Origin of the sequence: Pseudomonas sp. P9_31 (assembly GCF_034008235.1) — a bacterium.
Lineage (GTDB): Bacteria > Pseudomonadota > Gammaproteobacteria > Pseudomonadales > Pseudomonadaceae > Aquipseudomonas.
Map to the genome: position 1 here is coordinate 5,040,030 of NZ_CP125375.1, position 13,465 is coordinate 5,053,494.

The 13,465-nt window shown below is 59.1% G+C and carries 10 protein-coding genes; all 10 read right to left on the minus strand.

Going from position 1 to position 13,465, the window contains the following annotated elements:
- Positions 1–45: 45 nt before the first annotated feature.
- The 10 genes from eno to fabZ all read right to left on the minus strand — a co-directional run bounded on the left by eno (position 46) and on the right by fabZ (position 13,415).
- Positions 46–1,335: a phosphopyruvate hydratase gene (eno, locus tag QMK51_RS22845; protein ID WP_093436567.1), complete on the minus strand. Its 1,290-nt coding sequence runs from the start codon at positions 1,333–1,335 to the stop codon at positions 46–48.
- Positions 1,336–1,491: 156 nt separating this feature from the next.
- On the minus strand, positions 1,492–2,337 hold the full coding sequence (gene kdsA, locus QMK51_RS22850) for a 3-deoxy-8-phosphooctulonate synthase (RefSeq protein WP_258697350.1): 846 nt from the start codon (positions 2,335–2,337) through the stop codon (positions 1,492–1,494).
- A 5-nt stretch (positions 2,338–2,342) separates the two neighbouring features.
- Positions 2,343–3,974, minus strand: a complete 1,632-nt coding sequence (locus QMK51_RS22855) for a CTP synthase (RefSeq protein WP_320392038.1) — start codon at positions 3,972–3,974, stop codon at positions 2,343–2,345.
- A 274-nt stretch (positions 3,975–4,248) separates the two neighbouring features.
- A complete protein-coding gene (gene tilS / locus QMK51_RS22860) occupies positions 4,249–5,577 on the minus strand; it encodes a tRNA lysidine(34) synthetase TilS (protein ID WP_320394554.1) in 1,329 nt (442 codons plus the stop codon).
- 150 nt (positions 5,578–5,727) lie between these two features.
- Positions 5,728–6,675 carry an acetyl-CoA carboxylase carboxyltransferase subunit alpha gene (locus QMK51_RS22865; protein ID WP_258697353.1) on the minus strand — a complete coding sequence of 316 codons (948 nt, stop codon included), beginning with the start codon at positions 6,673–6,675 and terminating at the stop codon, positions 5,728–5,730.
- A 151-nt stretch (positions 6,676–6,826) separates the two neighbouring features.
- Complete coding sequence (dnaE, locus tag QMK51_RS22870) at positions 6,827–10,348, minus strand: DNA polymerase III subunit alpha (protein ID WP_320392041.1); 3,522 nt, start codon at positions 10,346–10,348, stop codon at positions 6,827–6,829.
- Between the two features lie 82 nt (positions 10,349–10,430).
- Positions 10,431–11,072: a ribonuclease HII gene (gene rnhB / locus QMK51_RS22875; protein WP_258697355.1), complete on the minus strand. Its 642-nt coding sequence runs from the start codon at positions 11,070–11,072 to the stop codon at positions 10,431–10,433.
- Entirely contained in the window at positions 11,072–12,199 is a 1,128-nt protein-coding gene (lpxB, locus tag QMK51_RS22880; protein WP_320392043.1) for a lipid-A-disaccharide synthase, read from the minus strand. The genes rnhB and lpxB overlap by 1 nt, the downstream gene beginning before the upstream one ends.
- A 2-nt stretch (positions 12,200–12,201) precedes the next feature.
- On the minus strand, positions 12,202–12,978 hold the full coding sequence (gene lpxA, locus QMK51_RS22885; protein WP_205887353.1) for an acyl-ACP--UDP-N-acetylglucosamine O-acyltransferase: 777 nt from the start codon (positions 12,976–12,978) through the stop codon (positions 12,202–12,204).
- Complete coding sequence (gene fabZ / locus QMK51_RS22890; protein WP_258697357.1) at positions 12,975–13,415, minus strand: 3-hydroxyacyl-ACP dehydratase FabZ; 441 nt, start codon at positions 13,413–13,415, stop codon at positions 12,975–12,977. The genes lpxA and fabZ overlap by 4 nt, the downstream gene beginning before the upstream one ends.
- Positions 13,416–13,465: the final 50 nt, after the last annotated feature.

Sequence of the window (13,465 nt, forward strand, 5' to 3'; positions counted from 1 at the left end):
TGCGATTTCTCCGACACAATCCGGTGTCTTTTTATCGTTTACCACTCAGCCGCGGAACTCGCTACGGCCGTTGTACTTGGCTTTGCCATTCAACTGCTCTTCGATACGCAGCAGTTGGTTGTACTTGGAAACGCGGTCGGAACGGCACAGAGAACCGGTTTTGATCTGGCCAGCCGAGGTGCCCACGGCCAGGTCGGCAATGGTCGAATCTTCGGTTTCGCCGGAGCGGTGCGAGATCACGGCGGTATAACCAGCGGCCTTGGCCATCTGGATGGCTTCCAGGGTTTCGGTCAGAGTGCCGATCTGGTTGAACTTGATCAGGATCGAGTTGGCGATCTTTTTGTCGATGCCTTCTTTCAGGATCTTGGTGTTGGTCACGAACAGGTCGTCACCAACCAGCTGAGTCTTCTCGCCGATCTTGTCGGTGAGGATTTTCCAGCCAGCCCAGTCGGACTCGTCCAGACCGTCTTCGATGGAGATGATCGGATAACGCTCGGTCAGACCTTTCAGGTAGTCGGCGAAACCTTCAGCGGTGAACACCTGGCCTTCGCCGGACAGGTTGTACTTGCCGTCTTCGTAGAATTCGCTGGCCGCGCAGTCCAGCGCCAGGGTCACGTCGGTGCCCAGCTTGTAACCGGCGTTGGCCACGGCTTCGGAGATCACTTTCAAAGCGTCTTCGTTGGAGGCCAGGTTCGGCGCGAAACCACCTTCGTCACCAACGGCAGTGCTCAGGCCACGAGCCTTCAGAACGGCTTTGAGGTGATGGAAAATCTCGGTGCCCATGCGCAGACCTTCCGAGAAAGACTTGGCGCCAACCGGCTGAACCATGAATTCCTGGATGTCGACGTTGTTATCGGCGTGCTCGCCACCGTTGATGATGTTCATCATCGGAACCGGCATCGAGTAGACGCCTGGGGTGCCGTTCAGGTTGGCAATGTGTGCGTACAGCGGCAGGTCCTGGTCCTGTGCTGCTGCCTTGGCCGCGGCCAGGGAAACGGCGAGGATCGCGTTGGCGCCCAGGGTCGCTTTGTTTTCGGTGCCGTCGAGCTTGATCATCGCGTGATCCAGCGCTTTCTGGTCGCTTGGGTCTGTACCCAGCAACAGGTCGCGAATCGGACCGTTGATATTGGCTACAGCCTTGAGCACGCCCTTGCCCAGGTAACGGCTCTTGTCGCCATCACGCAGCTCGAGCGCTTCACGCGAGCCAGTGGAAGCACCGGACGGCGCGCAAGCGCTGCCGATGATGCCGTTATCGAGAAGCACGTCTGCTTCCACAGTGGGATTGCCACGGGAGTCGAGAACTTCACGACCTTTGATGTCGACGATTTTTGCCATTGTTGTAAACACTCCAAAGTTGACGAAAACGACGCAGCTGAAGGAAATCTTTTATCGTCGGCAAGTGACAGACAGCGGGCAAGCTTGCGGACGATAAGGCTCAAGCCCGAGGGCCTGAGCATTAAACCGTGCGGTACTTTACCGGAGAATCGAGGTTTACGCGGTTTCTACCGTCGGAAAACTCTTCACCAGTTCGTCCAGTGCTTTGAGCTGGGCCAGGAAGGGTTCCAGTTTGTCCAGACGCAAGGCGCAAGGGCCGTCGCATTTGGCGTTGTCCGGGTCCGGGTGGGCTTCGAGGAACAGCCCGGCCAGGGACTGGCTCATGCCGGCCTTGGCCAGGTCGGTGACCTGGGCACGACGACCGCCAGCGGAATCGGAGCGACCGCCAGGCATTTGCAGCGCGTGGGTCACGTCGAAGAACACCGGGTATTCGAACTGCTTCATGATGCCGAAGCCGAGCATGTCGACGACCAAGTTGTTGTAGCCGAAGCTCGAACCACGCTCGCAGAGGATCAACTGATCGTTACCGGCTTCTACGCATTTGTTCAGGATGTGTTTCATTTCCTGAGGCGCGAGGAACTGGGCTTTCTTGATGTTGATCACCGCGCCGGTCTTGGCCATCGCAACCACGAGGTCGGTCTGACGCGAAAGGAAGGCCGGCAGCTGGATGATGTCGCAGACTTCAGCCACGACCGCAGCCTGATCAGGCTCGTGGACGTCGGTGATGATCGGCACGCCGAAGGCTTGCTTGATGTCCTGGAAAATTCGCATGCCCTCTTCCAGGCCAGGGCCACGGTAAGAGGTCACAGAGGAACGGTTGGCCTTGTCGAAACTGGCCTTGAACACGTAAGGGATACCGAGTTTCTCGGTCACCTTTACGTACTCTTCGCAGACCTGCATCGCCATGTCGCGGCTTTCCAGTACGTTCATGCCACCGAACAGCACCATCGGCTTGTCGTTAGCGATCTCGATGTTGCCTACACGGATGATTTTCTGCGCCATGAAGTTCAAGCCTTCTTCTGATGTTGAGCCAAAGCGGCTTTGACGAAACCGCTGAACAACGGGTGACCGTCGCGTGGAGTAGAGGTGAACTCAGGGTGGAACTGGCAAGCGACGAACCATGGGTGATCCGGTGCTTCGACCACTTCAACCAACGCGCCATCACCGGAGCGACCGGAGATTTTCAGACCGGCTTCCATTATTTGCGGCAGCAGGTTGTTGTTCACTTCGTAGCGATGACGGTGACGCTCGACGATCACGTCCTTGGCGTAGCAATCGTGCACCAGGGAACCTGGCTCAAGCAGGCAATCCTGAGCGCCGAGGCGCATGGTGCCGCCCAGATCGGACGTTTCGGTACGGATTTCGACTGCGCCGGTGGCGTCTTCCCATTCGGTGATCAGACCCACGACCGGGTGACCGCTGGTGCGATCGAACTCGGTGGAGTTGGCGTCTTTCCAGCCCATGACGTTACGAGCGAACTCGATGACGGCCACTTGCATGCCCAGGCAGATGCCCAGGTACGGAACCTTGTTTTCGCGAGCGTATTGAACGGCAGTGATCTTGCCTTCGACACCACGCAGACCGAAGCCGCCTGGTACCAGAATCGCGTCGACGCCTTCCAGCAGCGCGGTGCCCTGGTTTTCGATGTCTTCGGAATCGATATAGCGCAGGTTGACCTTGGTGCGGTTGCTGATGCCGGCGTGACTCATCGCTTCGATCAGCGACTTGTAGGCGTCCAGCAGTTCCATGTACTTGCCGACCATGGCGATGGTGACTTCGTGCTCCGGGTTCAGCTTGGCGTCAACCACCGCTTCCCACTCGGACAGATCGGCGCTGTCGCATTGCAGGCCGAAACGCTCGACGACGAAATCATCCAGGCCCTGGGAGTGCAGAATGCCCGGGATCTTGTAGATGGTGTCGGCGTCTTCCAGCGCGATCACCGCACGTTCTTCAACGTTGGTGAACTGCGCGATCTTGCGACGCGAAGAGATATCGATCGGGTGATCGGAACGGCATACCAGCACGTCTGGTTGCAGGCCAATCGAACGCAGTTCCTTGACCGAGTGCTGGGTCGGCTTGGTTTTGGTTTCGCCGGCAGTGGCGATGTACGGCACCAGCGTCAGGTGCATCAGCATCGCGCGCTTGGCGCCCACTTCGAAACGCAATTGACGGATCGCTTCGAGGAACGGTTGCGACTCGATGTCACCCACGGTGCCACCGATCTCGACCATGGCCACGTCGGCATCGCCGGCGCCCTTGATGATCCGGCGCTTGATTTCGTCGGTGATGTGCGGGATCACCTGAATGGTTGCGCCAAGGTAATCACCACGGCGCTCTTTGCGCAGGACGTGTTCGTAGACACGGCCGGTAGTGAAGTTGTTGTTCTGGGTCATGGTCGTGCGGATGAACCGCTCGTAGTGGCCCAGGTCCAGGTCGGTCTCGGCGCCGTCGTGGGTGACGAACACTTCACCGTGCTGGAACGGGCTCATGGTGCCCGGGTCAACGTTGATGTACGGGTCCAGCTTCAGCATGGTGACCTTAAGTCCCCGCGCCTCCAGGATGGCCGCCAATGAAGCCGAGGCAATGCCTTTCCCCAATGAAGAAACAACACCGCCCGTGACGAATATGTAGCGCGTCATGAAAAACCCTAGAAGTCTGCGTTAAAGCGGTCCGAGCCGCCGGGGAAAGCGAAGGAAGGCCGAAGCCCCCGATCACCTGCATTAATCACAGTGCACCTTTCAAAAAAACCGCCGCGTTGGGACAGACCGGCAGATGAAACACCGGTAGGTTGCTCGCTACACATTTTTTGGAATCGCCCAGCAAAGACTGCTTGGTAATCGGCAACTCCTGCGATTCAGGCGAATCCACAGAAGTTGTATCAAGAAGGGAGCGTAGTCTACCGGAAAGCCCCTTTCAGCTCAAACCTAGATCTTCGATCAGCGGCTGCCAATGCAAATACCAGCCACCCTGTACATCGCCATTTAGCCCCCGCAGGTTCGCCACCGCCAGCAATTGCTCGCCTCTGTAGACCAGCGGCAATCTGCCACGGGCGAAGCTCGGCAGGCCGCTTTCGTTGAGCAAACGCTTCAAGTCACGGTGGCCGCGATCAGGCAGATTCATGACCTCGCCGCCCTCACGATAGCGAATCTGCAACGGGCCATCGGGGATCTGACCGGTGAGTGTGAGCACACCGTTATCCGGCAACGCCAGTGATACCGAGGGATCAGCCCAGGATACCGGAGAGGATAGCGTACGCAGCCAACCACCTGACAACCACCAGAGACGCCCACCGGCCCGATGCAGCTCACCCGTCGCCAGCCGCCAGACGGGACGCGCATCACCGGTCGCATCGCGCAAACTCTCCCAACCCGACCAATGGTCACTGTCTGGCAAAGATGTCAGCGGTTTGAGCCAATGACTTAACGCGTTGCGCTGGCGCGCATCAGAGAGTGTTTCCAGTGGCGCCAGCTCCAGCGATGGCAAACCCAGCCAATCGAAATCACTGACGGTACTGGCGTGGGCCAGATCGATTTGTGCCAAGTCGTCGAGTAAGCCCTGGGCTTCACTCAGATGCGCGGCGCTGCGAGCCATGGTCGCCACCGCTTGCGGCCAGCGTGCGGTCAACACGGGGAACACCTGATGGCGCAGGTAATTGCGCGAGAACTGTCGGTCCTGGTTCGAAGGATCTTCGATCCAGCTCAACTGATGTTCAGTTGCGTAGGCCTGAAGCTCGGCGCGAGTGACATCAAGCAGCGGCCGTAGCAGATGCCCCCGCCCCAACGGACGCTCGCTCGGCATTCCCGACAAACCTCTCACTCCAGCCCCACGCAAGAGCCGAAACAACAGGGTTTCCGCCTGATCGTCACGGTGCTGGCCAGTGAGCAGCATTTCACCGGCGCAAGTTGCCGCGATGAAGGCGCCATAACGCGCATCCCGCGCCGCACGCTCAAGGCTTGCGCCAGGCTCAACCTGAACGCGCACAACCTCCAGCGGCACTCCCAACGCATCACAGACCGACTGACAATGATCCGGCCACGCATCAGCCGCAGCCTGAAGGCCGTGGTGGACATGAATGGCGGTCAGCGCCGGCAGGGATTGGGCTTTCGCAAGGTGCGCGAGAAGGTGCAGCAGGACGGTGGAATCAAGACCACCGGAGAAAGCGACGCGCCAGGTTGTAGCGTTGCGCCACAGAGCCAGATTCAGGAGAAGCTTGGCTGGCAGATCAATCTTCTTTGGACTCATAGACATCAGTCACTTCACATAGACCCACTGTGGGAGCGAGCCTGCTCGCGAAGGCTGCTTAACACTCAACATATTTGTTGAGTGTTATACTGCAATCGCGAGCAGGCTCGCTCCCACATTGGTTTTGCGTCGTTTGCCCAAGCAGTCAGATCAGAGACCGTAGCTCATCAGACGCTCGTAACGGCGGGCCAGCAGCGCGTCGTTGTCGAACTTCTTCAGCATCGCCAGTTGCGAGCTCAGCTCGGCACGGATCGAGGCAGCGGCAGCGGCCGGATCACGATGAGCGCCGCCCAACGGCTCGCTGATCACTTTATCGACAATGCCCAGGCCTTTCAGGCGCTCGGCAGTGATGCCCATGGCTTCAGCGGCATCCGGAGCTTTCTCGGAAGTTTTCCACAGAATCGAGGCACAACCTTCCGGCGAAATCACCGCGTAGGTCGAGTATTGCAGCATGTTCAGCTGATCGCAGACGCCGATTGCCAGTGCACCACCGGAACCACCCTCACCGATCACGGTGGCGATGATTGGGGTTTTCAGGCGAGCCATGACGCGCAGGTTCCAGGCAATCGCTTCGCTCTGGTTGCGCTCTTCGGCGTCGATGCCCGGGTAAGCGCCCGGGGTGTCGATGAAGGTCAGGATCGGCATTTTGAAACGCTCGGCCATTTCCATCAGGCGGCACGCCTTGCGGTAGCCCTCAGGGCGCGGCATGCCGAAGTTGCGGCGAACTTTCTCGCGCACTTCACGGCCTTTCTGGTGACCGATGATCATCACCGGCTGGTCGTCCAGACGGGCAACACCGCCAACAATGGCAGCGTCGTCGGAGAAGTGACGGTCGCCATGCAGTTCATCGAACTCAGTGAAGATGTGTTCGATGTAGTCCAGGGTGTACGGACGTTTCGGGTGACGCGCCAGACGCGCGATCTGCCAGCTGGTCAGCTTGCCGAAGATGTCTTCGGTCAGCGTGTTGCTCTTGTCCTGCAGGCGGGAAATCTCATCGCCGATATTCAGCGAATTGTCATTACCGACCAAGCGCAACTCTTCGATCTTGGCTTGCAGGTCGGCGATCGGCTGTTCGAAATCCAGGAAATTCGGGTTCATAGGCGTCCGTCTTGGGTCGACGTCCAAGAGAGCTTGGGCCGGCCGGTTGTCTATTCGCGCCCTACCTTAAGGGACAGGCGCGTTCAGGTCGAGATTAAAAATTCGGGTCGGGATCAGGCGCGTTCCAATGGTAAAGAATGGCACCTGACCGTCAACGGTATTGGAGGAAGACGTTGTCTCGCCCGAACTGGTCACGCAGGGCTTGAATCAAGGCATCCGCCGGGTCGATCCGCCAGGTCTCGCCGAACTGCAACAAGGCCTTCGCATCGGGACTGGTGTACTCCATGGTGATCGGACACGCGCCGCGGTGACGCTTGAACAGCTCCCCCAGCCAGCGTAGCTGATCGCCTTTCAAATCCTTGGTGTGCAATTTCAGGCGCAGGCTTTCGGCCAGGTTGGTGCGCGCATCTTCCATGCTCATCACCCGCTTGACCCGCAGCCGCAGGCCGCCAGAGAAGTCGTCGTTGCTGACTTCACCTTCCACTACCACCATCGCATCGGTCTGCAACAGCGACTGCGCGGAATGGAAGGCGTCGGCAAACAACGAAGCTTCAATCCGCCCGGAGCGGTCGTCGAGGGTGATAAAGCCCATCTTGTCGCCCTTTTTGTTCTTCATCACTCGCAGGGCGATGATCATGCCCGCGACCGTCTGGGTATCGCGAGCCGGCTTCAGGTCGATGATGCGTTGACGGGCGAAGCGACGAATCTCGCCTTCGTATTCGTCGATCGGGTGGCCGGTGAGGTACAGGCCCAAGGTGTCTTTCTCGCCTTTCAGACGTTCCTTGAGGGTCAGTTCCTTGGCCTTGCGGTGATTGGCGTAGACATCGGCGTCTTCTTCAACGAACAGACCGCCAAACAGATCGGCATGACCACTGTTGTGAGTGCGAGCGGTTTGTTCGGCTGCCTTGATCGCTTCTTCCATGGCCGTCAACAAGACCGCGCGGTTACGATCGATGTTGGCCTGATAGGCTTTCTGCTCATCGTGAAAATACGGGCCAAGGCGGTCCAGGGCACCACTGCGGATCAAGCCGTCGAGGGTTCGTTTATTGATGCGTTTGAGGTCGACCCGCGCGCAGAAATCGAACAGGTCCTTGAACGGCCCGTCCTGCCGCGCCTCGGTAATCGCTTCGACCGGCCCCTCGCCCACCCCCTTGATAGCGCCCAGACCGTAAATGATGCGGCCTTCGTCGTTCACCGTGAACTTGAACTCCGAGGTGTTCACGTCCGGTGCGTCGAGGCGCAGCTTCATGGTCCGCACTTCTTCGATCAAGGTCACGACCTTGTCGGTGTTGTGCATATCCGCCGAGAGCACCGCGGCCATGAACGGCGCCGGGTAGTGGGCTTTCAGCCACGCGGTCTGGTACGACACCAGGCCGTAGGCGGCGGAGTGGGATTTGTTGAAGCCGTAACCGGCGAATTTTTCCACCAGGTCGAAAATGTTACCGGCCAGGTCAGCGTCGATATTGTTGGTGGCGCAACCTTCAATAAAACCGCCGCGCTGCTTGGCCATTTCTTCGGGTTTTTTCTTACCCATGGCTCGACGCAGCATGTCCGCGCCGCCGAGGGTGTAACCGGCCATGACCTGGGCAATCTGCATCACCTGTTCCTGATACAGGATGATGCCGTACGTCGGCGCCAGGACGGGCTTGAGGCCTTCGTACTGGTAGTCCGAGTGCGGGTACGCGAGCTCCGCGCGACCGTGCTTACGGTTGATGAAGTCGTCCACCATGCCCGATTGCAACGGGCCCGGACGGAACAGGGCCACCAGTGCGATCAAGTCTTCCAGGCAGTCGGGCTTGAGCTTTTTGATCAGCTCTTTCATGCCGCGCGACTCGAGCTGGAACACCGCGGTGGTTTCGGCTTTTTGCAGCAACGTGTAAGTCGGTTTGTCGTCCAGCGGAATAAAGGCGATATCCAGCGGCGGTTCGTTGACCTTGGCGCGCTCGCGGTTGATGGTTTTCAGCGCCCAGTCAATGATCGTCAGGGTCCGAAGCCCCAGGAAGTCGAACTTCACCAGACCGGCAGCCTCGACGTCGTCCTTGTCGAACTGGGTCACCAGACCGTCGCCCGCTTCGTCGCAATAGATCGGCGAGAAGTCGGTCAGCTTGGTCGGCGCGATTACCACACCACCGGCGTGTTTACCGACGTTACGCACAACGCCTTCGAGCTTGCGCGCCATTTCCCAGATTTCCGCGGCTTCTTCATCGACCTTGATGAAGTCGCGCAGGATTTCTTCCTGCTCGTAGGCTTTTTCCAGGGTCATGCCGACTTCGAACGGAATCATCTTCGACAGACGATCCGCCAGGCCGTAGGACTTGCCCTGAACTCGCGCCACGTCACGGACCACAGCCTTGGCCGCCATGGAACCGAAGGTGATGATCTGGCTTACCGCATTACGGCCGTACTTCTCGGCCACGTAATCGATCACGCGGTCGCGACCGTCCATACAGAAGTCGACGTCGAAGTCGGGCATGGAAACCCGTTCCGGGTTAAGGAATCGTTCGAACAGCAGGTCATATTCCAGCGGGTCGAGGTCGGTGATCTTCTGCACGTAGGCCACCAGCGACCCGGCACCCGACCCACGGCCAGGACCGACCGGCACGCCGTTGTTCTTGGCCCACTGGATAAAGTCCATCACGATCAGGAAGTACCCGGGGAAGCCCATCTGGATGATGATATCCAGCTCGAAATTCAATCGATCGACATAGACCTGACGCTTGGCTTCGTAGTCTTCGGTGGTGTCTTTGGGCAGTAGAACGGTGAGGCGCTCTTCCAGACCGTCGAACGAAACCTTGCGGAAATACTCATCGATGGTCATGCCATCGGGAATCGGGAAGTTGGGCAGGAAGTGCTTGCCCAGTTTCACTTCGATGTTGCAGCGCTTGGCGATCTCGACCGTGTTCTCCAGCGCCTCGGGCAGGTCGCTGAACAGCTCGGCCATTTCCTCGGCGCTTTTGAGGTATTGCTGATCGCTGTAATTTTTCGAACGCCGCGGATCGTCGAGGGCGCGGCCCTCACCGATGCAAACGCGGGTTTCGTGGGCTTCGAAGTCTTCCTGCTTGATGAAGCGCACGTCGTTGGTCGCTACCAGTGGCGCGCCGATTTTCTCGGCCAGGGCCACGGCGCCGTGCAGTTGTTCTTCATCATTGGGGCGGTTGGTGCGCTGGACTTCCAGATAGAAACGATCCGGGAACACCGACATCCATTCGCGAGCCAGGGTTTCGGCTTCGTCCGGGTTGCCACCGAGCATGGCCAGACCGATTTCGCCCTCTTTCGCCGCCGACAGCATGATCAAGCCTTCGCTGGCTTCGGCCACCCACTCGCGCTCGATGATGATCGAGCCATTGCGCTGGCCGTCGATGAAGCCGCGGGAGATCAGTTCGGTGAGGTTGCGATAACCCGTGGCGTTCATCGCCAGCAGGCTGATCCGGCTCAAGGGGTTGTCCGGATCCTTGTTCGACAGCCACAGGTCGGCGCCGCAGATCGGCTTGATCCCGGCGCCCATGGCGGCTTTATAGAATTTGACCAGGGAACACATGTTGTTCTGGTCGGTGACCGCCACGGCAGGCATGTTCATGCCGACCAGGGTCTTGACCAGCGGTTTGATCCGCACCAGACCGTCGACCAGGGAATATTCAGTGTGCAGGCGTAGATGAACGAATGATGCCGGCATAGTGATCCTGTCTAGAAACTAGAAACGTGAAGACAACAAGGCCCGGATTGTACCGGGCCTTGAGTAAAACATCAGCCTGCGACTAACCCTCGATCAGGTTTTCCCGCGCTTCATACGCCAAGCGTACCGGGGCGAACGAGCGCCGATGAATCGGTGTCGGCCCCAGACGCGTCAGCGCTTCCAGATGAACGGGCGTCGGGTAGCCTTTGTGGCCACCGATGCCGTAACCCGGGTAAATCAGTTCGAACGCCGCCATTTCACGATCACGGCTGACCTTGGCCAGAATCGACGCCGCGGCGATGGCCGGCACTTTGCCGTCACCCTGCACCACCGCTTCGGCACGCATCGAGAGTTTCGGGCACCGGTTGCCGTCGATCATCGCCAGTTTCGGCTGAATGTGCAGGCCTTCGACCGCGCGCTGCATGGCCAGCATCGTGGCATGGAGAATGTTCAGCTCGTCGATTTCTTCAACTTCGGCACGAGCGATGCACCAGCTCAGAGCTTTTTCGCAGATTTCGTCGTAGAGCTTTTCGCGGCGGGCTTCGGTGAGTTTCTTCGAATCGTTGAGGCCGAGAATCGGCCGGCTCGGATCGAGGATCACCGCCGCCGTCACCACGGCACCGCACAGCGGGCCACGACCGACTTCATCAACACCCGCCACCAGATCTTCAACTTCATCGACCAGCATAAAATCCAGGCCCAGCTGCTTGCTTGCTTTGCTCATTATGCTCCGCCAATCAGGTTCAGCACCGCGTCCGCTGCCTGATTGGAGGCGTCCAGGCGCAGGGTTCGGTGGATTTCGTCGAAGCCTCGGGTCTGCTCCTGGCCACCTTCGATCAGTGGCGACAGGGTCTGGGCCAAGGCTTCGACCGTCGCATCGTCCTGCAACAACTCCGGCACCAGCAGGCGCTGGGCCAGCAGGTTCGGCAAGGACACGTAAGGACTTTTCACCATCCGCTTGAGAATCCAGAACGTCAGCGGTGCCAAGCGATAAGCGACCACCATCGGCCGCTTGTACAGCAGTGCTTCCAGCGTCGCCGTTCCTGAAGCGATCAATACCGCATCGCACGCCGCCAATGCCTGGTGGGATTTGCCGTCGAGCAAGGTCAACGGCAAGTCGCGACCGACCAGCAGCTCTTCAAGCTGGGCCCGGCGCTCCGGGCTGGCGCACGGCATGACGAACCGCACGCCTGGACGCATGGCCCGCAGGCGCTCGGCGGTATCGAGGAACAACGCACCGAGGCGCCCGACTTCACCGCCACGGCTGCCCGGCATCAGAGCGACCAACGGCCCGCCTGGCAAACCGAGTTCGGCCCGCGCAGCGGCGCGATCGGCCTCAAGCGGGATTGCATCGGCCAGGGAATGCCCGACAAACCGCACCGGCACGCCCTTCTCTTGATAAAATTTAGCTTCGAACGGGAACAGCGTCAGCATCAGGTCGCAACCTTCGCGAATCTTCAGCACCCGTTTTTGCCGCCAGGCCCAGACCGACGGGCTGACGTAATGCACCGTCTTGATCCCGGCCTGACGCAGCTTGAGTTCGATATTGAGATTGAAGTCCGGGGCATCGATACCGATGAACACGTCCGGTTTCTCGGCAATCAGGTCCGCAACCAATTTCTTGCGACGTGCCAACAGCTCGCGCAAACGGCCCAGCACTTCCACCAGCCCCATGACAGAAAGGCGTTCCATCGGGAAATATGAGGTCAGGCCTTCGGCCTGCATCAGCGGACCGCCGACACCCATGAACTCGACCGCAGGATGCTGTGCCTTGAGCGCACGCATCAGACCCGCGCCCAGAATGTCACCGGAAGCCTCACCCGCCACCAGCGCAACACGCAGATTGGCCATGATTAGCGGGTGATGCCGCGGGTCGAAGACTGGATGGAATCACGGAATACCGCGACTTCCGGGAACTGCAGCGAAGGTTCCGCCAGCTCGGCAAGCGCTTGTTCGACCGTCAGGCCCTGGCGGTAAACCACCTTGTAGGCACGACGCAGCGCGTGGATCGCGTCTTCGCTGAAACCGCGACGGCGCATGCCTTCGAAGTTCATGCTGCGGGCTTCGGCCGGGTTGCCGAATACCGTGACGTAGGCTGGAACGTCCTTACCAATGGCGGTGCCCATGCCGGAAAAGCTGTGGGCACCAATGTGGCAATACTGGTGAACCAGGGTAAAACCGGACAGGATCGCCCAGTCCTCGACATGCACATGGCCCGCCAACGCGGTGTTGTTGACCAGAATGCAGTGATTACCGATGACGCTGTCATGGCCGATGTGGGCATAGGCCATGATCAGGTTGTGATCGCCCAGGGTCGTTTCCGAACGGTCCTGAATGGTCCCACGGTGAATCGTCACACCTTCGCGGATGACGTTGTGATCACCGATGACCAGACGGGTTTCTTCGCCTTTGTATTTCAAATCGGGCGTGTCCTCGCCTACCGAAGAAAACTGGTAGATGCGGTTGTGCTTACCGATTCGGGTCGGGCCCTTGAGAATCACATGCGGCCCGATCACTGTTCCCTCGCCGATTTCCACACCTGCGCCGATGATCGACCAAGGGCCGACTTCGACGTCGTCGGCCAGAACGGCCGTCGGATCGATGATTGCGCGAGGGTCAATCAAACTCATAGCTTGCGTTCCGCGCAGATGATTTCAGCGGAGCAGACGGGTTTGCCATCGACCGAAGCCTGGCATTCGAATTTCCAGATCTGACGCTTGCAGCTGATGAACTTGGCTTCAAGGATCAGTTGGTCGCCCGGCAGCACTGGCTGACGAAAGCGCAATTTGTCGGAGCCGACGAAATAGTAAAGGGTGCCGTCGGCAGGTTTCACGTCGAGCATTTTGAAACCAAGGATCCCGGCAGCCTGAGCCATCGCTTCGATGATCAATACGCCCGGCATGATTGGATGCGCAGGGAAGTGACCATTGAAGAACGGCTCGTTGATGCTGACATTCTTGTAGGCGCGAATGCGCTTGTCTTCCACATCCAGATCCACGACCCGGTCCACCAGCAGGAACGGGTAACGGTGAGGCAGGTATTCGCGAATCTCGTTGATGTCCATCATTTCGGGGGGAAGCCTATGTAAAGATTGGGAGCGCGCGACTGACGCGCACT

What these genes read in the sequence shown, in the direction of transcription:
- eno (WP_093436567.1), bottom strand. Translation starts at nt 1,335, where the DNA reads ATGGCAAAAATCGTCGACATCAAAGGTCGTGAAGTTCTCGACTCCCGT.
- kdsA (WP_258697350.1), bottom strand. Translation starts at nt 2,337, where the DNA reads ATGGCGCAGAAAATCATCCGTGTAGGCAACATCGAGATCGCTAACGAC.
- QMK51_RS22855 (WP_320392038.1), bottom strand. Translation starts at nt 3,974, where the DNA reads ATGACGCGCTACATATTCGTCACGGGCGGTGTTGTTTCTTCATTGGGG.
- tilS (WP_320394554.1), bottom strand. Translation starts at nt 5,577, where the DNA reads ATGAGTCCAAAGAAGATTGATCTGCCAGCCAAGCTTCTCCTGAATCTG.
- QMK51_RS22865 (WP_258697353.1), bottom strand. Translation starts at nt 6,675, where the DNA reads ATGAACCCGAATTTCCTGGATTTCGAACAGCCGATCGCCGACCTGCAA.
- dnaE (WP_320392041.1), bottom strand. Translation starts at nt 10,348, where the DNA reads ATGCCGGCATCATTCGTTCATCTACGCCTGCACACTGAATATTCCCTG.
- rnhB (WP_258697355.1), bottom strand. Translation starts at nt 11,072, where the DNA reads ATGAGCAAAGCAAGCAAGCAGCTGGGCCTGGATTTTATGCTGGTCGAT.
- lpxB (WP_320392043.1), bottom strand. Translation starts at nt 12,199, where the DNA reads ATGGCCAATCTGCGTGTTGCGCTGGTGGCGGGTGAGGCTTCCGGTGAC.
- lpxA (WP_205887353.1), bottom strand. Translation starts at nt 12,978, where the DNA reads ATGAGTTTGATTGACCCTCGCGCAATCATCGATCCGACGGCCGTTCTG.
- fabZ (WP_258697357.1), bottom strand. Translation starts at nt 13,415, where the DNA reads ATGATGGACATCAACGAGATTCGCGAATACCTGCCTCACCGTTACCCG.